Source organism: Acinetobacter sp. 789_lipA (assembly GCF_058242845.1).
The window spans coordinates 3,504,212-3,527,517 of the sequence record NZ_JBZAYS010000001.1 but is presented as its reverse complement, the minus strand read 5'-3'; the positions used below and the strand labels follow the sequence as shown (position 1 = coordinate 3,527,517).

The following is a 23,306-nucleotide window of genomic DNA, read 5'->3' as shown; positions in this document are numbered from 1 at the left end:
TTTTAGTAAGCAAAACTCAGCAACAGCTTAAAGAAACCCGCAATCAGTGCGAGAGAAATAAAGCCAAAGCACCACAATAAAATAAACCATAATCGTGGGCTGAGTCGATCAACAAATTTTTTCATGTCTATCTCCTCAATTAATGATAACCCTGATCTCCTATACGTACTTTGTCACGGAACACCCAATAGGACAAGAAGGTATAGGCAATGATGATTGGGATTAAAATTGCAGCTCCCACCAAGGTGAACTTTAAACTTGACTCAGGTGCAGCGGCCTGCCAAATAGTGACCGATGGCGGAATAATATTGGGCCATAAGCTGATGACGAAGCCAGTAAAAGCCAAAAAGACTAAAGCCAAAGTATAGATAAACGGTTTTAGTTCATGCTGCTTTTTGCATGCCGATAGAATCAAGCCTACAAACAGTAAAACTAAAATTGGCACGGGGCTAAAATAGTATAGATTCGGCAGAGAGAACCAACGCTGCGCAATTTCAGGATGGGTCAGTGGCGTATATAAACTCACTGCACCGAAGATGATGAGCAAAGCAATAATCAGTCTAGGCATCAGATGATACATCCGTTGTTGTATCTCTTTTTCGGTTTTCCAAATGAGCCAGCCACAGCCTAAAGTGGCGTACATGACCACGACCCCTAGACCGGTAAAACATGTAAATGGCGTGAACCAGTCCCATCCACCACCGCTGTAAATACCATTGGTGGTCTGAATACCTTGGATATAAGCCCCTAAAATCACGCCTTGGAAAAAGCTCGATAAGATAGAGCCCCAGATAAACGCAAGATCCCAGAGGTATTTGGTGCGCGTGGCTTTGAAGCGGAACTCGAATGCTACGCCGCGGAAAATCAAAGCCACTACCATAAAAATAATGGGTAAATACAGTGCCGATAAAACAGTTGAATAGACCAAAGGAAATGCAGCGAATAAGCCAGCACCACCGAGGACCATCCATGTTTCATTACCGTCCCAAACGGGCGCGACGGTATTCATCATCACATCACGTTCTTGCGTTCCGTTCATAAAGGGAAACAGAATGCCAATGCCTAAGTCGAAACCATCCATAACCACATAGATGAGTACCCCGAGCCCGATGATACCGACCCAAACCAAAGCGAGATCAATCATGTGGTTTCTCCTTACTATTTTGAGCAGAGGGATCAGTGGTATCGATAGACTCTTCAACAGCACTGAGTGGACGTAGAGGGGTTTTAAAATGCCCCGGGCCAGTATCTTGTACGGCATCTAAAGGCGTAGAAAAAGCAGGGCCTAGTTTGATCAAGCGCAGCATGTAGTAAATACCCGCGCCAAAGACGACGGTATAGACCAGAACAAAAATAATCAGGCTCAAGCCGACTTGATCTGCGGTGACTGTATGCGATAAACCGTCTTTAGTTCGAATCACGCCATACACCACCCAAGGCTGGCGACCAACTTCTGTAGTGACCCAACCTGCTAGGAGCGCGATATAACCTGTAGGCCCCATGATGATGGCAAATTTATGAAACCAACTGCTTTCATATAAAGAGCCTTTTTTACGCAGCCACAGCGCTGTTAATGAGAGTAAAACCATTAACATACCCAAGCCAACCATGACACGGAAACTCCAGAATACAATCAGTGCATTCGGACGGTCTTCAGCTGCGAAGTCTTTTAAACCAGTGACCTGACCCTCTAGGGAATGCGTCAGAATCAAACTACCCAGATTGGGAATACCAATCTCAAGATCATTCGATTCTGTTTCCATATTCGGTAAAGCGAACAGTAATAAAGGCATGCCATGATCACGATTGGTTTCCCAATGACCTTCAATGGCTGCCAATTTTGCAGGTTGGTGTTTTAAGGTATTTAAACCGTGGTTGTCCCCAATCACAACTTGTAAGCAAGACGTGACCAGGACCATCCATAAGCCCATGGAAAAAGATTTTTTCACTAACTCATCACGACGACCTTTCAGCAAATGCCATGCTGCGGTGCCGACCACTAAAAGTGATGAGACTAGGAAGGCCGCTGCTGCCATATGGGCAAATCGGTAGGGGAAGAATGGGTTAAACACAATTGCCCACCAATCTGTGGGGACAATAATGCCATTTTCAATGGCAAAGCCTTGAGGTGTCTGCATCCAACTGTTGGAGGATAAAATCCAGAACATGGAAATACAAATACCGATAGCGACCATTAACGTGGCAAAAAAGTGGGCTTTGGGGCTGACCCGTCCCCAACCAATAGCATAATGCCCAAGAAACCGGCTTCTAAAAAGAAGGCGCTCATGACTTCATACGTGAGCAATGGCCCTGTGACGCTGCCTGCGATGCGTGAAAACTCACTCCAGTTGGTGCCGAACTGGTAGGCCATGACAATGCCTGAAACAACTCCCATAGCAAATGCCACGGCAAAAATCTTAATCCAGTACTTGAATAAGTCTTTATAAATTGGATTTTGGGTGCGCAGCCACTTCCATTCCAGCATGGCAAGAAAGCAGGCTAAACTAATAGAGGTTGCAGGAAAAATAATATGAAAAGAAACAGTAAAGGCAAATTGAATTCTTGCCAACTCAAGTGCGGTTAATCCGAGGCTCATTGCATCCTCCATGGCTGGCAGGAATATCGACGGTTCGATACCCAGTTGCTGTCTAAATCGGAATGATAAAAAAGCATAGATCGTTTCATTAAAAACTACCTACTTAAAATACTGATGATGATCTTGCATCAGGATGTCTAGAAGATGTAGGTACAAGAATTGGAGAGAAAAAATATAACAAAATAGAAAATTGCACTTAGTCTGTTATATTTTTTGAACTGTTTTTATGATCTATTCATTCTTATTACTTCATTAAAATATACAGAAAGTTTTGATGCTGAATTAGTTAAAAAATGTTATTCAAAACTTGCATAACACCTTGTTTGAAATAGCGTAGTTTGAATAAAACTTTTAACGAGGGAACTTTATTATAAAGGATAGTTTCAGTAGTAAAAGCTGAAGTCTAGCTGACAGCCATCGAACCGAGTATGTGCGAATATTTACACCTACAGGATAATGATATTGCGCTATCTATTGTGATTCGAAGTCGTTTGATACTTAAAATAGCTCTAAAAAGGGAGTTTGTAGACTCCCTTCAATATAGATAGTTTAACGCGCAAGGAAAGTTGCGGCTTCATCAATTAAATCAGCAACGACTTTGGGTTGAGACGCGAGTGAAGCATGACTGGCATCTAAAGAAATGACTTTTTGAGCATTTAAGCGTGAAGACATCATGGCTTGGTTTTCAGGGTGAATCATGCGGTCTTCAGTTGAAATTTGGTACCAAGATGGTTTGTTTTTCCATGCTGGGTTTGAAATGGTATCGCCAAAAGTACTCGCAACAGGGGCTTTCTGGGTGATGCCCATGACCAGTCCTTCATCATTCGTTAAGTCCTGACAGAAGCTTTCATGGTATTTATCGGCTTTGACCCAAAGGTATCCGTCACTGTCGGGTTCTAAGTTGGGGGCACCAACGGGTAAATGTTGCTGCGTAATGCCACCTGGACTTTCACCAGCATCGGGTGCAAAAGCTGCAATATAGACTAGACCCACAACATTGGGTTGATTACCCACTTCGGTAATGACCGCCCCCCATAGGAGTGGCCAACTAAAAGTACATCTCCTTGTACTTGTGCAATCATTTTACGGGTTCTTTCGACATCATCCGCCAAAGAGGTGAGCGGCAGTTCAACGGCACGTAAGGCTTCGTAACCTCGGTGAGATAGGTCAGTAATGACTTTCGACCAATGGGCAGCGCCGCCCCAAAATCCATGTACTAAAATAATTGTTGGCTTCTTATTTATCTTCTTATCCCTAGAGTAAAAATATCATCTTATCGTGAAAAATTTAGTGAGACTAGCTTGGTTTTATGCTTCTCTGTATTGTTACAATCAACTGATTGTAAGTTAAAGAGATGAGTGGGCTAAATTTTCGCAGTCATTTTTGAAAACATATTTATTATTTAAGTACTTAATTTTTATATTGAATCTAAAATTTAGTAAAAATAGGGCATAACCTTTTATCGGTTTATTTTAAGGGATTCTAGTATCTTTTATTAGATTTGAAGGTTGTAGGTTGAGTTGAGCAGCTTATGCCGAGGGGCTGACATTTATCAGATAGAGTATCCATTTCAGCTTTTGGTGCTGTCTAGAAATAAAGGGAAAGTTGTTTCAGGCGAGGACATCACTTTTGCAAAGATGAATGAGAGGTGTCTCTGCCTGAATATTTGCTTTTCTAGAATTGAGTGTCTAGAAATCAAATGAGGTTTGTAGATAATACGTTTGTGGCGCACCTACATACATTCCACCGACTTGATCCGCTGAACGAGTGTAGTATTCACGGTCAAATAGGTTCTTCACACCGAAGCCCACTTTGAGACCATTGAGTTGTGTGTTGGAAAAATCATAGGATGCCCGAACACCCACTAAACCATAACCAGGAATGTTGCCATAGCGTCCAGTAGCATCATGGGTGCCCGATGCGGTTTGACCAGATTGACCGTAGAAATTAGTGTTTAGTGTCCATTGATCAACTTTATAGTCTATTCCAGCATTGCCGACCAATTGTGAATAAAAGTCGAGATCTTGTCCTTTGTTTTCCCCAGCAGATGCGGTTGCTTTGGTGTAAGTGGTATTGGCATATAGCGAAATACCGCTGAGTTCGTCACTGATTGCACCGAGATTATATTTAAATCCGAACTCGGCTCCTTTGTGTTCAGTGGCACCTAAATTTGAGTAAGTTTGAGTTGCATCATCTCGTTTTAATTCATCAGAAAAATCAATATAAAACAGGGTGAATTCTAGGGATAGATATGGGTCTAAATAGTGTGTACCAATTTCATAATTATTGGCTTTTTCAGGTTGCAAGCCTTGCATGGTCAGATAGGCACCTGACGCATTGGTATTAGCCATTTGGCTATATTGTAGTGGTGCAAAAGATTTACCGTAGTTTGCAAAAATATTCCACAAATCATTGGCTTTATACATGACTGAAAAGCTTGGTAATACTGCATCATAGGATTTTTCAGCATGTACTCCGTTGAGTACCGATGCATCTTTATTTAATTTGTACATATTTTCGGTGGTTTTGATTTTCTCAAAACGAACACCAGGAATCAGAGACCATGCACCCACATCTGTGCGGTTGTCGATGAACAATGCATGTGCATCTGTTTTCCCGTCTGCTTTGGTCCAAGCATATTCATTTGTAGGGCCTGTGACCGTGTTATAGCTTGCACGATTAACCGCCTCTTCACTAGTTTCATGTAGATAGCGATAGCCCACAGAAACTTCATTTTCAGTAGTCCCAAGTTGGTACGCATGCGAATACCGTGGCTCGATTGCCGTCACTTTATAATTACGTGGCGCCGTTTGGTACAGTTTTGATCCACTACGTTCCATTCCTGCATCACGGAAGGTGTCAGTGTGATAGGCCAAAAGCTCAAAGGCATTGTCATCTTTTTTATAGCTGTATTTAACTGAACCGTCAGTACGATGCCCTTTCATATAATCATGATTGCGCAAGGACTGATATGGATTTTCAGCAAATTGAGCAGGGGTTAAACCTCCAGGCATATCTACATCTGCATCGTAGCGGTGTAGATTGGCTTCAATTTTTGCATATTCATCTATTGCATAAGCTGCTTTTAAGCGAATATCGTTGATGTCAGAGTCATCATTTTTATCGCGAAAACCCTCTCCATTAACGCCAGAATATAACAGCGCTAAGCCTAAACCGTTGTCTAAGGTTCCACCCACAAATAAGTTGGGGTTAAATTTTACATGACCGTTTTCTGCAATTTCTGTAGTGAGGTCTACCGTTCCAGCAAAGGTTTCAGGAATTGTACGCGAGTTAAAATTAATAATCCCTCCTACATTTTGTGGCCCAAAGCGAACAGAGCCCGCGCCACGCACCACGTCGATACTTTCAGTATTGCCTAAACTAGTGGGTGCTAAGGAGAGTTGTGATTGACCATAAGGGGCAAACGAAAGTGGAACACCGTCCACGAGTACCTGTGAGCGTGGTGAAAACCGTGACGTTAAACCACGGACACCGATGCTTAACGATGCATCACTCCCTGCTGTTCCTGCATTTTCAGGAGCTTGAATACCAGGCACAGTGCGTAAAGCCTCTTTGACAGAAGTTACGCCTCGGTTAATCAACTCATCACGCTGAATGACTGTACGCGCTCCAGCATGATTTAGTACTTTCTGTGCATTGGCTTCATCTAACCAGTTGCCTTCGGCTTGCACAATTATCGGGTTAAGCGTCACAGTAGGGTATGTATCGGCTGCATAAAGTATGGAGGGAAATAAGCAGAGGGTGAGGACTGATTTTTTGAAATGAGGGAGTAACACAAGAGATCCTTAAAATGATGTATAGGTTAAATGTGAAGAAAATACGGAGAATTTGTAAGTTTGTGAAATGATAAGCTGACTAGCGAGATCTGTAAATGATAATCGTTTGCTTTTTATTCAAGTGTTATATAAAAATTATTAGAATAAAGGGAATAGTGAAAGCACTTAAAAGTGAGGCGGCAATCTATACAAAATTTTTTTCTGAAAGGGCTCTGCAATATCAAACAGGCTGACAGTTTTCTAGAATATGAATACAGAAAGATAGATAAAAACGGTGGCTAACATTTGAGTAAAAATTGAACTTATTGCTGAGTTTAGCCTAAAAAACCAATGGCTTTCACTGGGAGGCCATTGGTTTTAGTGTATGTTGAATTTTGCTCAATCTGACATTAGTTTAACATTACAGATTGTTGGTCAAGTCCGCCTGAGTATTCATAGGCTTATCTTGAGCATGCTTTCCCCAGTTAAATTTCTGTGCACAGATGCCCAATCCAACAATAAACAGAGCAAGTAAACTAGTGTAAGTCACTTCTTTGAAGTAGGTGCCTTCCACAAGCATGGTAATGAGTGCGCCAATGATAAATGCGATGGCAAGATAAGTGAGCCAAGGGAATAACCACATTTTAAAGTCAATCACTTGTCCTTCGGCTTCTAATTTTTTACGCATACGTAATTGTGAGAAGGCAATGGTCAAGTAGACATACAACGCTGCTGTACCTGTTGCTAACATGAAGATGTCATAGACATTCATACTTTCAGTTGCAGTAAGGTACGTTGCGACCAGAGCAAATAATGACGAGACCAGAACGCCCATCCACGGACTACCATTACGGTTGATTGAACCAAAGCTTTTCGGTGCGTCGCCACGGTTGGACAGTGAAAATAACATCCGTGAGCAGGTATAGAGTGCCGAGTTAAAGCAGCTACATACCGAGGTCAGGACTACAAAGTTAACAATGTGTTTTGCTTCTGGAATGCCAAGTGCTGACAAAGTCACACTATAGGTTCCCCAAGTTGGATCTTTTAACAGTGGATTGTTATGTGGAATGAGGCATACGGTAATAAACATTGAACCGACATAGAACAACATAATTCGCCAAACCACCGAGTTAGACGCTTTACGGATTTCACGGGCAGGGTTTTCTGATTCTGCCGCCGCAACCGTAACAATTTCAGCACCGATGTAGGCAAACATAACCCCGAGTAAGGCGGTGATGACTGCCGAGAAACCATTCGGCATGAAGCCGTCCGCAGTTAAATGCGTGATTCCTGATGCAGTTGCTTGACCCCATGGCCATAAATGCATGATAGCCAAGCTACCAATCACTAAGAAAATCACAATCGCAATTACTTTGATGAGTGCAAACCAAAACTCAAATTCACCATAGTTTTTGACATTTTGTAAGTTAACCAAAACTAAGGACACAATTACGACCAGCATGTAACCCCAGATTGGGATAAAGGGAAACCAACTGTTGAGAATTTTACCTGCGACATAGGCTTCCCAGCCCATCAGCAAAGCCCAAGAACACCAATACAGCCAGCCAATGGTAAAACCAGCCCAACGCCCAATGGCACGATCTGCATAGGTTGAAAATGACCCACTGTCTGGATTGAGAACGGCCATTTCACCTAGCATACGCATGATTAACAGAATGAGTAATCCACCAAACGCATAGGCCAAAACTGCAGCAGGGCCTGCTGAATAGATAACATTTCCCGAGCCGATGAACAGTGAACCACCAATGACACCTGCAATCGAGATCATGGTGAGATGACGCGACTTAAGTCCATTTTTTAAGCCCTGAGATGCATCCGGCACAGCGCTTTGTTTAGGTGCTTCCATATAATTTTCCTTAATCTTAAGGAGGTAGTTTCAAAAGGGGGCAAAGCCTTTTTCGGACTACTCATCCTTTAAAACTGTAACCGAATGATCAGAGGCTTTATTATTATTAAGGCAAAAATGAATAAATCTGATATTTCTGTCAAAGCGTGAAAAATCACACTTTGGCTACAAAACGGTTACATGTTGTTTATGTATGCACCTAATCTCTCTTTTTTGTTCTCAGTAAACGAGAGCCATTTTTTAGCATTTGGAAGGAGCCAATTGCAGCTAAAATGTGAAAAGCTGGGGAGCCAATGTTTACTCTCATCTCAATAATTTATAGAATGAAGCAGCAAAACTTAGCTTTGTAACTGCTGCTTTAGTCGCAAGTCGAATGGTTTTAAAAAACTTAAGTATCTAATTTATAAAAATAATCAACTCAGCGTACGAACTCCTGCATTTCGCAGACATTTGAGTAACACACCAAAAGCCACCAATATTTCTTGTTCACGGACACAGGCAAAGCCCAATAGTAGTCCTTTCTGCCGTGTTGAATAATGCTTGGTATAGTATTGTGACAGTGCTCGAACTTTTACGCCTTGATCAAGTGCATTGCTAGCAATCAACACATCATCCATGTTGCTCGGCAGCTTTAAAATCAAATGTAAACCAGCAGCGGTATTGTATTCATGCAGGAAATCTGCCCCAAGATGACGTGTAATCAGGTCGATTAAAAAGGCGTGGCGCTTGCTATAGAGTAAACGCATACGACGAATATGTGCTTCATAATGGCCCTCACGGATAAACTCTGCCAAGACTTTTTGATCCAGTAAATGCCCGCCCCGATATAGTTCCGATGCCACAATACGCAGTGGTGAAAACAACTTTTTAGGGACCACCAAATAGCCAATGCGCAACGCAGGGTAGATGGTTTTACTGAAGGTTCCCATATAAATGACAGGTGCATCAGGTTCCAAACCTTGCAAAGAAGGGAAGGGCTGACCCGAGAAGCGGAACTCACTGTCATAGTCATCTTCCACAATCCAGCTTTTATGCTGGCGCGCGATGGCAATCAATTGTTTACGACGTTCTAAGCTTAAGTGAGAGCCTAAAGGGTACTGATGTGAAGGCGTTACAAAAATCAGTTTAGGCGGGGTTTTTGGGTCTAGGTCAGGAATAATGCCTTCTTGATCGACAGGTAAGGAGCGTAGATTCACGCCATTAATGCGTAAAATATTCCGTGCCCCCCAATAAGCAGGATCTTCAATCCAAATTTCATCGCCTGGGTCACTTAAGGTCCGTGAAACCAAATCGATCGCCTGGTGTGTCCCTTCAGTAATAATGATTTGATCTGCATCGCATTGCACCGAACGCGCAATTTTGAGGTATTCTGCCAGTTCTTGGCGCAGCTCTAAACAACCGCCCGCATTGCTATAAATAAGACTGTTAATTTCGGGTTCACGGCTGAGGCGGGTCTGAATACGGCTAAAAATATGGTGCGGAAATTCTGTGACATCAGGTGCACCGGGCACAAACGCGCCCCATTGGTAAGGCGATGCAGCTGAATAGCCGATGAGATAGGAACCGCGCTGCGACAAATTGTAATTCTGCTGGGTCTTTTTTTCTTGGGTTTGATTATTGGTATTTTCAGCTTTGACCAAAAAGGATTCAGGGAGTTTTTCAGCGACCCACGTGCCTTGGCCTGTACGTGCTTCAACATAGCCTTGCGCTTGTAATTGTTCGTACGCACTAAGTACGGTATTGCGTGAGACTTTAATTTCTTTGGCTAAGTCACGCGATGCAGGTAGGCGAGTTTTGGGTGCGAGCACACTGTCAATAATGGCGTTGCGTAAGCAGCGAAACAACCGCAATTGTAGGGTTCCGTCAATATCTTGCTGTAATCGTTGCAGTAAATAATCTCCAAGCAAGCTACGCAATTGGCTCTCTCCTACAATATTAAAATGGCTTTCGTGAGCGATCACCGTAAATGCAAAATTATCTCGTCAGGCAGCCGTTGTAAAGCATTTCGCTTGTAGACGTTGGGAGTAAATGCCCGCGACTAAGGGGCTGGAAATATACACAAGTCGCATCCAAAGCAAAAGCTTTTTTAGATGATTTACATAATCGAATACAACGGCTTGAAAATACAATTAGAAAAGCCTAAAGAAGGACATAAATGGTTTCTAGGTTAGCCTAGTCATTTGCTGAATTTTGGGCTTCTTTAGCATTTTGGGTGATTCGGTTGAATACCGTAATGGCCCTCTTGTATAAGTATGCCTTTTTTAAATTTATATTTTTTAAACTATTAATTTTTAATAAATAAATATTTTATCTGGAAAATAGTTATAAAGGGGTAGGGTGAATTGGCTCCATCTGTCTGATGAAAAGTGGCTCTCGTCTAGTGCCAATAAAAGCGCAAAATGCAATAAACCCCACGTCCTTTGTATATCAGCAAAAAGCATGATCGGGACGCTGAAATTTTATAAATGTATGAATCAAGAATGAGGATACAAAATGGACAGTAAACACTCTGCACTGAACGCACGTAAACTAAAAGCGACTCCTCGTGGCGTTGGTGTCATGTGTCAATGGTATGCGGAGAAAGCAGAAAATTCCACCATTTGGGATGCTGAAGGGAATCAATATACTGACTTCGCGGGTGGTATTGCGGTACTGAACACAGGTCACCGTCATCCTAAAATTATTGCTGCTGTTACTGAACAATTGACTAAATTCACCCATACAGCGTACCAAGTTGTACCGTATGAAAGCTATGTTTCTTTGGCTGAACGTATTAATGCACGTGCGCCAATTGCTGGTGAAGCAAAAACAACATTCTTCTCTACTGGTGCCGAAGCTGTAGAAAATGCAGTGAAAATTGCACGTTCTTACACAGGTCGTCACGGTATTGTGACTTTTGGTAACGGTTTCCACGGTCGTTCATTTATGACGATGGCAATGACGGGTAAAACTGCACCGTACAAACGTGACTTTGGTGTGATGCCTGCAGGCGTTTTCCATGCGCGCTATCCAGTAGAGTCAAAAGGCATTACTGTCGATGCTGCGATTGAAAGCATTGAAGATATTTTTGCTGAAGATATTGCGGCGCATGATGTCGCTGCTATTGTGCTTGAACCTGTTCAAGGTGAAGGCGGTTTCAACGTTGTTCCTGCTGAATTCTTAAAGCGTTTACGTGCGCTATGTGATCAACACGGTATTTTGATTATTGCAGATGAAGTACAGACAGGCTTTGCCCGTACTGGTAAGTTATTTGCCATGGATCACTACGAGACCAAAGCCGATTTAATCACTATGGCGAAAAGTCTTGGTGGTGGTTTCCCAATCTCTGGTGTGGTTGGCCGTGCTGAAGTGATGGATGCACCGAACCCAGGTGGTCTAGGTGGTACTTATGCAGGTAATCCAGTGGCTGTAGCTTCTGCGCATGCCGTACTGGACGTGATTGAAGAAGAAGGTCTTTGCGAACGTGCAAATGTATTGGGCGCAGAGTTGGTTGAAGTTCTGAATGAACTCAAACAGTCTTCGTCTACAGTCCAAGAAATTCGTGCGTTGGGTTCAATGGTCGCGATTGAGTTGGAAACGGCGGATCAAGCGAAAGCAATTCAAAACTATGCAATGCAAAATGGCTTGCTTATTTTGACCTGTGGTCGTTATAGTAATGTGATCCGTTTCTTATATCCTTTAACGATTCCTGCAGAACAATTCCGTGCTGGCTTAAACATTTTAAAACAAGGTTTTGCACTTTCTGCTGCAGCATAATTGAAGAGTAATGATGATGCTTCAAGCGCAATATAAAGATTTATTACAGCATCCAGATATTCGTTTTGATATGCCTGAAAATGGCGGTTACATCGAAGTCAAAGATGCCGCAACACATGACACTTTGGCATGGGTGAAATCCCATGACCGCGCGTCAGTTGAGCAAGTGATTGCTCGTTCTCAAAAGGCACAAACTGCGTGGAAAGCACAAACAGCTCTACAACGCGCTGATGTGCTTTGGGCTTGGTTTGATTTGATGCAGGAAAATAAAGAGTCATTGGCTCAGATTTTGACTGCTGAACAAGGTAAGCCTTTAGCTGAAGCACGTGGTGAAATTGGCTATGCTGCTTCATTTATTCGTTGGTTTGCTGAACAAGCACGCCGTATCGATGGTGAAGTTTTAACACCAACACTGCCGAACCAGCGTTTGTTGGTGATCAAACAGGCGATTGGTGTTACGGCAGCAATTACGCCGTGGAACTTCCCCGCAGCAATGATCACACGTAAAGCAGCACCTGCCATTGCAGCAGGGTGTTCAATGATTGTGAAACCTGCTGAGCAAACGCCTTTAACAGCTTATGCTTTAGAAGTGTTAGCACTGCGTGCTGGTTTGCCACAAGACGTGTTATTACACATCAGTGGTGATTCAAGCGAAGTGGGTAAAACATTGTGTGAAAGCGACACGGTGAAAAAGTTGAGCTTCACCGGTTCAACTCAAGTCGGTCGTATCTTGATGCAACAATGTGCGCCAACCATCAAAAAACTGTCTTTAGAATTAGGCGGTAATGCACCAGTATTGGTTTTTGATGATGCCAATCTTGAGCAAGCGGTACAAGGTATTATGGCCAGCAAGTTCCGCAATAGCGGACAGACCTGTGTATGTGCCAACCGTATTTATGTACAAGACGGTATTTACGATGCTTTGGTTGAAAAATTAGCGGTTGCTGTGACCAACTTAAAAGTCGGTGATGGTCGAGTTGAGACTTCAACCCAAGGGCCTTTGATCGACGAAGCTGCGATTGCAAAAGTACAGTCGCATATTGCCGATGCCATTAGCAAAGGTGCACAGGTTAAAACCGGTGGTCAACGTTCAAGCTTAGGTGGTACTTTCTTTGAACCGACACTTTTAACCGAAGTGACGCAAGAGATGAAAGTCGCGAAAGAAGAAACATTTGGCCCATTGGCTGCATTGTTCCGCTTCAACACCGAAGAAGAAGCAGTGCAAATGGCCAATGACACAGAGTTTGGTCTAGCAACTTACTTGTTTACCCAAAACACAGCACGTCAGTGGCGTGTTGGTGAAGCGCTTGAGTACGGTATGGTTGGCATCAACACTGGCGCGATTTCAAATGAAGTGGCTCCGTTTGGAGGTGTGAAGCAGTCTGGCTTAGGTCGTGAAGGTTCTAAATTTGGTATCGACGAATATCTCGAAATGAAATATTTGTGCGTAGACTTATCTGTTTAAGTTAGTCCAGTAACCATCAGTTAAAGAATCAGCCTTGCCCATTCAAGGCTGATTTTTTATGGGTGTATATTGGGAAAGAGTCGATCTATTTTAAAATATTGCAAGGTCTAATATTGGTTTGACCCTGAAACTTATAGTTTTGCGGGGTAGTGTTTGATCAACCAAATAAGATCACTAAAGTCATTATTTTTCATGATAGCTTGTGTCGCACGCTGTAAAGAAGTATCAATTAAATCACCTGATTGCCTATTTAAAATATTTATATGCTTTCATAGGCTTTGTTGCACAAACCTATCTCTAAAGGCTTATTCCACAATATAATTCTCAAATGAATAAGCCCACACCTAAAATCTATCGTACAACCAATTGGTCTTCTTATAACAGTGCATTAATAAATCGAGGAAATCTCTCAATTTGGTTTGATCCCAAGACGCAATGGTACGCTCAACCCAAAGGTAAACATGGTCGAAATCAAACTTATTCAGATACAGCCATCCAATGCTGTTTAATGATCAAATCCTTATTTCGTCTTTCTTTACGCATGGTCACTGGCTTTGTGCAAAGTCTCATTCATCTTTGTAGATTAGATTGGACAGCACCGGATTATTCAACCATTTGTAGAAGACAAAAGCATATTGATATTGCAATTAACTATCAAAAAAGCAGTAATGGTCTCCAGCTACTCGTCGATTCTACTGGCTTAAAGTTTCTAGGCGAAGGTGAATGGAAGCGTAAGAAACACCAACCTGAATATCGTCGCCAATGGCGTAAACTTCATATTGGTATAGATGCTGAAACCCTTCAAATACGCGCTATTCAACTCACTACAAATAATGTGAGTGATTCACAAGTGCTTGGTGATTTACTCGATCAGATTCCACAAGATGAGCAGATTGACTCTGTCTATACTGATGGGGCTTATGACACCAAGCAATGCCGTCAAGTAATTGCAGACCGACAAGCACATGCGGTGATTCCGCCAAGAAAAAATGCGAAACCTTGGAAAGATACAAAGACCAGCTCGCTAGAGCGAAATGAATTACTTCGAACAGTTAAACGTTTAGGAAGAACAATATGGAAAAATTGGTCAGGCTATCATCGCAGAAGTCTGATAGAAACCAAGATGCATTGCATCAAATTATTAGGCGATAAACTCCGTGCGAGAAACTTTCAAAGCCAAGTCAATGAGATTCATGCACGTGTGGCCGTATTAAATAAATTTACAGATTTAGGCCGACCTCACACCCAAGTTGCCACTTAAATTTAGATAACTTGGAAGAAGTTTAGCTTTTGAATGTTTGTGCAACAAAGCCACCTGTAGACCATAAGTACAATTCTTCTGTTTTGGCTTTGGATGCAACCACAGGTAAAGAGAAGTGGGTTTATCAAACCGTTCACAATGATCTTTGGGACTTCGATTTACCCATACAGCCAAGCTTGGTCGATTTTCCAATGCAAAATGGGCAAACCAAACCTGCTGTCGTCATTGGCACTAAATCTGGTCAGTTCTTTGTACTCGATCGTGTGACAGGCAAGCCTTTAACCAAAGTCATTGAACAACCTGTCAAAGCTGCAGATATTCCTGATGAGCAATACAGTGCAACTCAGCCACGTTCAGTTGAAATGCCACAAATTGGCAATCAAACTTTGACTGAATCGGACATGTGGGGCGCAACGCCATTTGACCAGTTGATGTGTCGTATTAACTTTAAATCGATGCGTTATGACGGTCTCTTTACTGCACCGGGTTCTGATATATCTTTAAGTTTTCCGGGTTCGTTGGGTGGGATGAATTGGGGCAGTATCGCATTTGACCCAACGCATCGTTATATGTTTGTCAACGACATGCGCCTAGGTCTGTGGATTCAGCTGATTAAACAAACGCCTGAAGACTTAAAACTTGAAGCCAGTGGCGGAGAGAAGGTCAACACTGGTATGGGCGCAGTGCCAATGAAGGGTACACCGTATAAAGTGAATAAAAACCGCTTTATGTCGGTATTGGGCATTCCATGCCAAAAACCACCTTTCGGAACCATGACGGCGATTGATATGAAAACCCGTCAAGTGGCTTGGCAAGTGCCTTTAGGTACGGTTGAAGATACGGGTCCAATGGGCATCAAAATGGGCTTAAAAGCGCCGATTGGTATGCCAACTATTGGTGGTCCAATGGCAACTCAAGGTGGTTTAGTGTTCTTTGCTGCAACACAAGACTTCTACTTGCGCGCCTTCAATTCATCTAATGGTGAAGAGTTATGGAAAGCGCGTTTACCCGTAGGTAGCCAAGGTACACCAATGAGCTATATTTCTCCAAAAACAGGCAAGCAATATGTGGTCATTTCCGCAGGTGGGGCACGTCAGTCGCCTGATCATGGTGATTATGTGGTTGCGTATAGCTTAGCCGATTAAAACGTTTTATTGTATGGGAAGCCTGCCGAGATGATAGGCTTCCCATTTTTATGGTAATAACAAGCAAGGAAATATTGTGCGATTAACTTATTTGATGCCTGCGCCTTTTAAACAAGCCTTATTGACAGCGGTTATTTTACAATCTATGCATGCTTATGCAGAAGCGACAGAATATCAACTTCCTGTCATCACCGTCCAAGCGGTACATACCGATAGCGAGTTGTTATCGACTTCTGCATCCATTCAAAAAGTCCAAGCGGCTACAGTACAAAACAATGCCAATGTGAACCTATCCGAAGTTTTACAAGGGGTTGCAGGCTTACAAATTAATAACCGTGAAAACTATGCGCAAGACTTACAGATTTCGATGCGTGGCTTTGGCGCTCGTTCGACTTTTGGCGTGCGTGGCATTCGGATGTATGTCGATGGTATTCCTGCGACCATGCCTGATGGTCAAGGGCAAAGTTCCAATATTGACCTCAATAGTTTAGATCACATCGAAGTAGTGACAGGGCCATTTTCATCTTTATATGGTAACTCATCAGGTGGAACCATCTTGACTGAGACTAAAGAAGGGCAAGGCAAAGACTCAATTCAAGTGGGTCTAAATGCAGGCAGCCACCATAAGCAACAAGCCAATATCCAATTACAAGGGGGTTCTGAACAGGCCAATCAACCCGCTTATGTGATTAGTTCCTCTTATTTTGATACCGATGGTTTTCGAGACCATAGTGCAGCACAAAAAGTACTGAATAATGCCAAACTGACGTGGAACTTAGAGGATGGCAGTAAAATCAACTGGGTGATGAATCGTGTCGATATTGATGCTGACGACCCACAAGGTCTAAAGCGTGAGCAGTGGAAAGCCAATCCCAAACAAGTCAATGATAGCAAAAATACCTATAATGTCCGTAAAGAAATTGAACAAACCCAAACAGGACTGACGTGGACTAAGCCGCTGAATGACCAGCAAGAGTTGTATAGCATGTTCTATTTGGGCAACCGACAAGTTGTACAATATCAGTCGATTCCAAAAGAGTTTCAAGAGAATGATCGCCATGCAGGTGGCGTGATTGATTTTGATCGGGATTATTATGGTGCAGACTTCCGTTGGACGGGTAAAGCGCTTTTACCGAATACAACTTTAGTTGCCGGTGTGGCTTTAGACCGGATGGTTGAAGACCGGAAAGGCTATAAAAATTATGATAATGAAAGTAACTTTGGTGTAAAAGGTGCATTACGCCGTAATGAAAATAATACCTTATGGAATTTAGATCCGTATGTACAAGCTTCATGGCAGTTCTTACCTACGTGGCATCTTGATACAGGCTTACGCTATAGCAATGTGCATTATGAGTCCGATGATCATTACATTGTAGATGGCAATGGTGATGACAGTGGCTCAACCGATTATCAAAAATTATTGCCATCTGTGGCATTAGGTTGGGAAATTTCACCTGAACTTTATGCCTATGCCAGTTATGGCAAAGGCTTTGAAACCCCTGCCTTTACCGAAATGGCTTATAACGCTGATCCTAAGAAATCGGGTATGAATTTTGCGTTAAAACCTGCGAGTAGTGATAATTACGAGCTAGGTTTAAAGTCGCAGAATCCATTCGGGCTCTTCACTTTAGCTGTTTTCCAGACAGATACAAAAAACGATATAGTGACAGCGGGAACACGTGATGGTCGTGCGACTTTTCGTAATGCAGATCAAACCACGCGACAAGGGTTAGAGCTTTCATGGCAACAAACGATCTGGAAACAGCTCAACATACAATCGAGCTTTAGTTATATCGATGCTGAATTTGATAGTTATACAGCAGAAATAGCGAATCCAGATGATTCAAAAAAAACTTATGCGAAAGCCATTAATAAAGGAAATAAGATTCCCGGAGTTGCCAAAAACCAAGCATTTACTCGTATTGCATGGCAACCTGAACAGGGTTTCCAAGCAGGCTTAGAAGCACGCTATATGGATAAAATTTATGTCGATGATATCAACTCAGATACTGCACCAAGTTATACCGTTTTGGCTGCCAATGTCGGCTATTTATGGGTAAACCGTGACTGGAAAGTAAACAGCTATGCCCGAGTCGATAACCTGTTTGACCGTAACTATGTTGGCTCAGTGATTGTAAATGACAGCAATAGTCGCTTCTTTGAACCGGCCGATGGTCGAAACTTTAGCGTTGGCATGAGTGTGACCAAAGCCTTTTAATAAAAATGGTTTGGTTAGGCAAAAATGCTGCATAGCCAAACCAGATGAATTGCGCCATACGACTGCAAAAAACGCTTTTGTATGGGCGCTTAATCTATTTATGGATTGCTTTGATATTCCTGAATCACTTCCAGCGCAGCGCGGAACGCCTCTTGAGTTGCAGGTGCGCCGCAATAAGGCAAACTGTGTAAAAGAACTTCTTGAATTTCTTCAACCGTTGCACCGTTATTTAGCGCACCACGAACGTGACCTTTCAGCTCAGTTGGACTTTTTTGTGCTGTCAAAAATGCAATGGTAATTAACGAGCGATATTTACGCGGTAATACACCTTCACGTTGCCATGTTGAGCCCCAAGCATGTTCATTAATCCAGTCCTGCAAAGGTTGGGTGAAAGGTACAGTATTGTCTTGAGCACGTTTAACAAAAGATTCGCCCATGACTTCTCTGCGAACTTTTAAACCATTTTCATAATCTTGTTGTGACATGGGAACCTCTGGATGTGGAATGCGAATATAGTAGCCGAGCGGTGTGGTTTTTCATCCGATATTTGGGTTAAAAAGATGTGCGCGGGAGTCATCATTCCCTAAATTTGGGAGTATAGAGATGCTCTTGAACAAGCTGATGATGGTTTTTATGTTTGATTTAAAGGCCATAAAAATACCTATTGGAAACTGAAAATATTTTTGACTGAGCCTAATAAGAAAGCAGCCGAAGCTGCTTTGAATGATGCTGTTTTGTACTTAAGCAGCTTTAAAGTCATTGATGATAAGTTCTAATCCAGTCGCTTTCTGGATTTGTTCTAGGCTCACATCGCTTGCCAGTTCAACCAGTTTCATACCTTCAGCAGTGATATCCATCACACCTAAGTCAGTAATGATACGGCTGACGACAGCTTTACCTGTGAGCGGTAGGGTACACTGAGGCACGATTTTAGGCGTGCCATCTTTGGCGCAGTGCTCCATCAGAACCACAACTTTTTGTACACCAGAAACCAAGTCCATTGCACCGCCCATGCCTTTGACTTTTTTACCCGGAATCATCCAGTTTGCCAAGTCGCCTGTTTCAGAGACTTCCATTGCACCTAAAATAGCAATATTGACATGTCCACCCCGAATCATGGCAAAAGATTCTGAGCTTGAGAAAAATGCAGCCCCTTTACGTGCGGTGACAGTTTGTTTTCCTGCATTAATCAAGTCTGCATCGACTGCATCAGGGGTTGGAAACTCATCAATACCGAGCAAGCCATTTTCTGACTGTAACCAAACATTGATCCCTTCTGGCAGATAATTGGCCACTAAAGTCGGTAAGCCAATACCTAAGTTGACATAAAAACCATCTTCGAGTTCAAGGGCAGCACGCTGCGCCATTTCATTACGTGTCCAAGCCATGATTAAGCTTCCTCTGCTTTAATGGTCAGTTGTTCGATCTGCTTTGTAGGGGTGGTGTTCAGTACCACACGGTTGATGTAGATCCCCGGTAAATGGATGTCATCTGGATCGATTTCACCAATTTCAACCACTTGTTCAACTTCGGCAATGGTGAATTTGCCTGCCATGGCACAGTCAGGGTTAAAGTTACGCGCTGTTTTACGGAATACCAAGTTACCGGCTTTATCGGCTTTGTAGGCTTTCACTAAAGCAACGTCCGCAGTAAGGGACATTTCTAAAATATGCGGACGACCATCAAAGTCACGGACTTCTTTACCTTCGGCAATGAGGGTGCCTACACCTGTTTGGGTGAAAAATGCAGGAATACCTGCGCCACCTGAACGTAGTTTTTCTGCGAGCGTACCTTGCGGAGTGAGCTCAACTTCAAGTTCACCATTGAGATACTGACGCTCAAACTCTTTATTTTCACCGACATAAGAGGCAATCATTTTTTTAATTTGTTTGGTTTCTAATAATTTACCTAAACCAAAGCCATCCACACCCGCATTATTCGAAATACAGGTTAAACCTGTGACACCTGTATCTTTTAAGGCATCAATTAATGCTTCTGGAATACCACAGAGGCCAAAACCACCCACGGCAACCGTTTGATTATTGGCAACCACATCAGCCAATGCTTCGGCTGCATTTGTGACGACTTTATTCATCTTTTATTTCCTTATCTTCCTTGCTTGTTATTTTTTTAGCATTGCGCTGCACTTTTTAGAAATTGAATCTTTCTAATGTATAATAAGAAAAACTCATTAATGCAGAATATTTACGAAGAAAAATAGATAAAAGAAGAGTCAAAGCATGTGTGAAAGCTATGCAAATAATCATAGGCTTATTCTGAGCTATTAAGGTTTAGCTTCAGTTTCGCCCAGAGAAGGGGGGAGAGCTTAGCTTAGAAATGATGCCAAAGTGTGGTTTCAATAAATTGAGACGACATGTTAGACAGTTCATAATCTTTTTTATAAATAATGCCCACCGCGAGTTGCGCTTGGTTGTCCTCAATTTCAACCAACACATTTTTTTCAAGATCGATGAATTTTTGGAAGTGTCGTGGAATAGCACTCACGCCCATACCGTAGGCAACAAAATGTGAAAGCGAACTGATTTGGTGGCATTCGACTTTCAAGTCCAACACCACTTGAAGCGCAGCACAATGTTCCTCAATCACATGGCGAATAATCGAGGGGTTTTGTAAGGTCACAAATGGACAAGAGCAGAGTTCAAGCCATGTCACGCTTTTTTGTTTGGCTAAGACGTGGTGTTTGGGCAAGAGAGCTAAAAAGTCTTCATTGAATATAGGCTGAAAAATCAGTTGGTCATTGGCCTTGGGTTCAAAACAAATGCCAATCTCAAAAATACCTTCTTGAACTTTTTCAATGATTTTTTCATTGGTGATGTCATGGATTGAAAAACTGATGTTGGGGTGCTGCTGTGCAAAATCATGCATCACTTCGGGGAGTACCGCATGAGTGGCAAAGGGCATTGAGGCAATATTTAAAGTGCCACGGTTGAGTTTAAAGCGCTGTTTGACATCTTTTTCCATATCCTCCCAGTTGGCCAGAAGCTTTTTGGCATAGGGAATGAGGGACTGACCTTCAGTGGTGATTTCTACTCGGCGCGTGTTGCGTTTAAACAGTTTTCCACCCAGTTCTTCTTCTAATGTTTTAATACTTAAGCTGAGAGCGGATTGGCTCAGACACAGTTCATTGGCTGCATTGGCATAATTAAGCGTACGTGCAAGGACCAAAAAGGCTTTTAATTGTTTGAGTGTCATGAGCTTCCCTGAGCAATGATGCAACACGATGTTGAATGAAAATGAACGTGTTTTTCTCAAATGGTTTACATGAAAAATACAACAGACGGTCAAAACAGATCAAGTGATGGAAGTGGGTGTTATTTTTATCAAGTCGTCAAAGCAGTATAAGTCGAACAGCATGATAGTCTGTAAAAATATGTTTTAACTGAATGAAAAATATAAAAAATAGTCATTTCGTGCGATTGTGAAATTTTACCTTTAACTTGATGCAATTAGTTTTATCAGTCTTACTAGGGCTTGGATATTAATCAATTTTTCTTCTTACTCAATGATTATTTTCAAACAATGCGTGGGTTTATATGCATTATAGTCTGACCCATAAGCTGAAATATTAATGCTCTGATGGATAAATATAGTACATAGATCAGAATGCAAATAGACATCTCGTCATGAGGGAAATAGACGGTCGATGAATGCGTATTCCACACAGGCTGATTGCACTGTGACTCAACTAGATTTGACATCATTCGCCATTAATATCACAGCACATCAAGACATATTTTCTTTAAGGATGGAGTAAAAAATATGTGGGATTTGGGTGTAATTTTATTGTCTCTTGGGCTACTGATGTATACAGCCTACAGAGGTTTTTCTGTCATTCTTATGGCACCAATTTGTGCCCTGTTAGCGGTTTTACTGATTAACCCCGCTAACGTTTTGCCTTTTTATTCAGGCGTATTTATGCCCAAAATGGTTGGGTTTATTAAAGATTATTTCTTGGTGTTTTTACTCGGTGCCATTTTCGGTAAAGTGGTTGAAATGTCAGGGATTGCAGAATCCATTGCCAAAACCATTGTGAACCTGATTGGTTCTAAAAATGCGATGTTAACTGTTGTACTTTTAGGGGCGATTTTAACCTATAGCGGCGTCAGTCTCTTTGTGGTGGTCTTTGCAGTTTATCCATTTGCAAATCAACTCTTTAGACAAGCCAACATTCCAAAGCGTTTGATTCCGGGAACCATTGCCCTTGGTGCATTTACCTTTACCATGGATGCCTTGCCGGGAACCCCGCAAATTCAAAACGTTATTCCGACGACCTTTTTTGGTACAGATATTTATGCAGCGCCGTTCCTTGGTTTGATTGGTGCGGTATTTGTTCTTGCTACAGGTTTGAGCTATTTGGAATGGCGTCGCCGTGTAGCTGCTCGAAATGGCGACGGCTATGCCACAGGTATTGAGCTGACAGAAGCCGAGCAACAACAACTTAAACAAAACTTAGATACAACCTCGAATGGTTCTACCGCGCGTCAATGGTTGGCTTTTGTACCTCTTATTTTAGTTGCTGTGACCAATAAGTATTTATCCACTGCGATTAAAGAGTGGTATCCAAACGGTTTTGATTTCAATGCCATTGGACTTGCAGCTTACACCGTCGATGTTGCCAAAACCTCTGCCATTTGGGCAGTGGGTTTAGCCTTAATTGTGGGTATTATCGCGGCAATTTCATTTGACTTCCGCCGTGTCTATACGGGCTTCAAAGATGGCGTCAATGCCAGTATTGGCGGGTCTTTACTTGCAGTGATGAATACCGCATCTGAATACGGTTTTGGTGCGATCATTGCGGCCTTACCGGGCTTTGCGATCATTAGTCATGCATTGGGCAATACCTTTACCAATCCACTGGTCAATGGTGCAGTCACCACGACAGTCTTGGCGGGTGTGACAGGTTCAGCCTCTGGTGGTATGAGTATCGCCCTCAGTGCGATGGCCGATCAATACAATGCTGCGATTCTAGCCATGGGAATTCCACCTGAAGTCATGCACCGTATTGTTGCGATGGCATCTGGCGGTATGGATACCTTACCGCATAATGGAGCCGTGATTACCTTGCTTGCTGTGACAGGTTTAACCCATAAACAATCGTATAAAGACATTTTTGCCATCACGATTATTAAAACCATCGCGGTATTTGTTGCCATTGCTGCCTTTACTTGGTTTGGTATTGTTTAAGACTTTGGAATGAA

Annotated in this window: 14 protein-coding genes and 3 pseudogenes; 6 read left to right on the top strand and 11 right to left on the bottom strand. The window is 42.4% G+C overall.

Going from position 1 to position 23,306, the window contains the following annotated elements:
- Nucleotides 1-2: 2 nt before the first annotated feature.
- From AC4CUZ_RS17385 to pdxR, 7 genes and pseudogenes are all read right to left on the bottom strand, one after another.
- A complete protein-coding gene (locus AC4CUZ_RS17385) occupies nt 3-125 on the bottom strand; it encodes a hypothetical protein (protein WP_004694789.1) in 123 nt (40 codons plus the stop codon).
- A 14-nt stretch (nt 126-139) separates the two neighbouring features.
- A complete protein-coding gene (gene cydB / locus AC4CUZ_RS17380) occupies nt 140-1,144 on the bottom strand; it encodes a cytochrome d ubiquinol oxidase subunit II (RefSeq protein ID WP_004694788.1) in 1,005 nt (334 codons plus the stop codon).
- Nucleotides 1,137-2,596 (bottom strand): annotated as a pseudogene (locus AC4CUZ_RS17375) (cytochrome ubiquinol oxidase subunit I). The gene cydB and the pseudogene AC4CUZ_RS17375 overlap by 8 nt, the downstream one beginning before the upstream one ends.
- A 549-nt stretch (nt 2,597-3,145) precedes the next feature.
- A pseudogene (locus AC4CUZ_RS17370) lies at nt 3,146-3,840 on the bottom strand (alpha/beta hydrolase).
- A 444-nt stretch (nt 3,841-4,284) separates the two neighbouring features.
- The gene (locus tag AC4CUZ_RS17365; RefSeq protein WP_078426042.1) at nt 4,285-6,393 is read right to left on the bottom strand and encodes a TonB-dependent receptor family protein; all 2,109 of its coding nucleotides are present in this window, start codon (nt 6,391-6,393) and stop codon (nt 4,285-4,287) included.
- 400 nt (nt 6,394-6,793) lie between these two features.
- Nucleotides 6,794-8,239, bottom strand: a complete 1,446-nt coding sequence (locus tag AC4CUZ_RS17360; RefSeq protein ID WP_010326144.1) for an amino acid permease — start codon at nt 8,237-8,239, stop codon at nt 6,794-6,796.
- Nucleotides 8,240-8,652: 413 nt separating this feature from the next.
- Nucleotides 8,653-10,155, bottom strand: coding sequence for a MocR-like pyridoxine biosynthesis transcription factor PdxR (gene pdxR / locus AC4CUZ_RS17355; protein WP_278345384.1), 1,503 nt, complete (start codon nt 10,153-10,155; stop codon nt 8,653-8,655).
- A 577-nt stretch (nt 10,156-10,732) separates the two neighbouring features.
- On the opposite strand from pdxR, the gene gabT reads away from it, so the two are divergent.
- The 5 genes and pseudogenes from gabT (at nt 10,733) to AC4CUZ_RS17330 (ending at nt 18,087) form a co-directional block, all read left to right on the top strand.
- Nucleotides 10,733-11,995 (top strand): 4-aminobutyrate--2-oxoglutarate transaminase, encoded by a 1,263-nt coding sequence (gene gabT / locus AC4CUZ_RS17350; RefSeq protein ID WP_490747959.1) that lies wholly within the window; start codon nt 10,733-10,735, stop codon nt 11,993-11,995.
- A gap of 16 nt (nt 11,996-12,011) precedes the next feature.
- On the top strand, nt 12,012-13,460 hold the full coding sequence (locus tag AC4CUZ_RS17345; protein ID WP_078426050.1) for an NAD-dependent succinate-semialdehyde dehydrogenase: 1,449 nt from the start codon (nt 12,012-12,014) through the stop codon (nt 13,458-13,460).
- Nucleotides 13,461-13,788: 328 nt separating this feature from the next.
- The gene (locus tag AC4CUZ_RS17340; RefSeq protein ID WP_004637176.1) at nt 13,789-14,721 is read left to right on the top strand and encodes an IS5-like element ISAha1 family transposase; all 933 of its coding nucleotides are present in this window, start codon (nt 13,789-13,791) and stop codon (nt 14,719-14,721) included.
- Between the two features lie 53 nt (nt 14,722-14,774).
- Nucleotides 14,775-15,866, top strand: a pseudogene (locus tag AC4CUZ_RS17335) (outer membrane protein assembly factor BamB family protein); the annotation flags it as partial.
- Between the two features lie 94 nt (nt 15,867-15,960).
- Nucleotides 15,961-18,087 carry a TonB-dependent receptor domain-containing protein gene (locus tag AC4CUZ_RS17330; protein WP_419381380.1) on the top strand — a complete coding sequence of 709 codons (2,127 nt, stop codon included), beginning with the start codon at nt 15,961-15,963 and terminating at the stop codon, nt 18,085-18,087.
- 98 nt (nt 18,088-18,185) lie between these two features.
- Here the strand turns inward: AC4CUZ_RS17330 and AC4CUZ_RS17325 are convergent, their stop codons facing one another.
- The 4 genes from AC4CUZ_RS17325 to AC4CUZ_RS17310 form a co-directional block, all read right to left on the bottom strand.
- Complete coding sequence (locus AC4CUZ_RS17325) at nt 18,186-18,572, bottom strand: carboxymuconolactone decarboxylase family protein (RefSeq protein ID WP_333655479.1); 387 nt, start codon at nt 18,570-18,572, stop codon at nt 18,186-18,188.
- Between the two features lie 255 nt (nt 18,573-18,827).
- Nucleotides 18,828-19,475: a CoA transferase subunit B gene (locus tag AC4CUZ_RS17320; protein WP_419381376.1), complete on the bottom strand. Its 648-nt coding sequence runs from the start codon at nt 19,473-19,475 to the stop codon at nt 18,828-18,830.
- Nucleotides 19,476-19,477: 2 nt separating this feature from the next.
- On the bottom strand, nt 19,478-20,182 hold the full coding sequence (locus tag AC4CUZ_RS17315; protein ID WP_419381377.1) for a CoA transferase subunit A: 705 nt from the start codon (nt 20,180-20,182) through the stop codon (nt 19,478-19,480).
- A 236-nt stretch (nt 20,183-20,418) separates the two neighbouring features.
- Nucleotides 20,419-21,300 carry a LysR family transcriptional regulator gene (locus tag AC4CUZ_RS17310; RefSeq protein ID WP_004694708.1) on the bottom strand — a complete coding sequence of 294 codons (882 nt, stop codon included), beginning with the start codon at nt 21,298-21,300 and terminating at the stop codon, nt 20,419-20,421.
- 567 nt (nt 21,301-21,867) lie between these two features.
- Between AC4CUZ_RS17310 and AC4CUZ_RS17305 the strand changes: the two genes are divergently transcribed.
- Nucleotides 21,868-23,292 carry a GntP family permease gene (locus AC4CUZ_RS17305; RefSeq protein WP_058869080.1) on the top strand — a complete coding sequence of 475 codons (1,425 nt, stop codon included), beginning with the start codon at nt 21,868-21,870 and terminating at the stop codon, nt 23,290-23,292.
- The last annotated feature ends 14 nt before the right edge of the window (nt 23,293-23,306 follow it).

Excerpts from the sequence above, each read along its gene's own strand:
- AC4CUZ_RS17385 (WP_004694789.1), bottom strand. The coding sequence starts at position 125 with ATGAAAAAATTTGTTGATCGACTCAGCCCACGATTATGGTTTATTTTA.
- cydB (WP_004694788.1), bottom strand. The coding sequence starts at position 1,144 with ATGATTGATCTCGCTTTGGTTTGGGTCGGTATCATCGGGCTCGGGGTA.
- AC4CUZ_RS17360 (WP_010326144.1), bottom strand. The coding sequence starts at position 8,239 with ATGGAAGCACCTAAACAAAGCGCTGTGCCGGATGCATCTCAGGGCTTA.
- gabT (WP_490747959.1), top strand. The coding sequence starts at position 10,733 with ATGGACAGTAAACACTCTGCACTGAACGCACGTAAACTAAAAGCGACT.
- AC4CUZ_RS17345 (WP_078426050.1), top strand. The coding sequence starts at position 12,012 with ATGCTTCAAGCGCAATATAAAGATTTATTACAGCATCCAGATATTCGT.
- AC4CUZ_RS17340 (WP_004637176.1), top strand. The coding sequence starts at position 13,789 with ATGAATAAGCCCACACCTAAAATCTATCGTACAACCAATTGGTCTTCT.
- AC4CUZ_RS17330 (WP_419381380.1), top strand. The coding sequence starts at position 15,961 with ATGCCTGCGCCTTTTAAACAAGCCTTATTGACAGCGGTTATTTTACAA.
- AC4CUZ_RS17325 (WP_333655479.1), bottom strand. The coding sequence starts at position 18,572 with ATGTCACAACAAGATTATGAAAATGGTTTAAAAGTTCGCAGAGAAGTC.
- AC4CUZ_RS17320 (WP_419381376.1), bottom strand. The coding sequence starts at position 19,475 with ATGGCTTGGACACGTAATGAAATGGCGCAGCGTGCTGCCCTTGAACTC.
- AC4CUZ_RS17315 (WP_419381377.1), bottom strand. The coding sequence starts at position 20,182 with ATGAATAAAGTCGTCACAAATGCAGCCGAAGCATTGGCTGATGTGGTT.
- AC4CUZ_RS17310 (WP_004694708.1), bottom strand. The coding sequence starts at position 21,300 with ATGACACTCAAACAATTAAAAGCCTTTTTGGTCCTTGCACGTACGCTT.
- AC4CUZ_RS17305 (WP_058869080.1), top strand. The coding sequence starts at position 21,868 with ATGTGGGATTTGGGTGTAATTTTATTGTCTCTTGGGCTACTGATGTAT.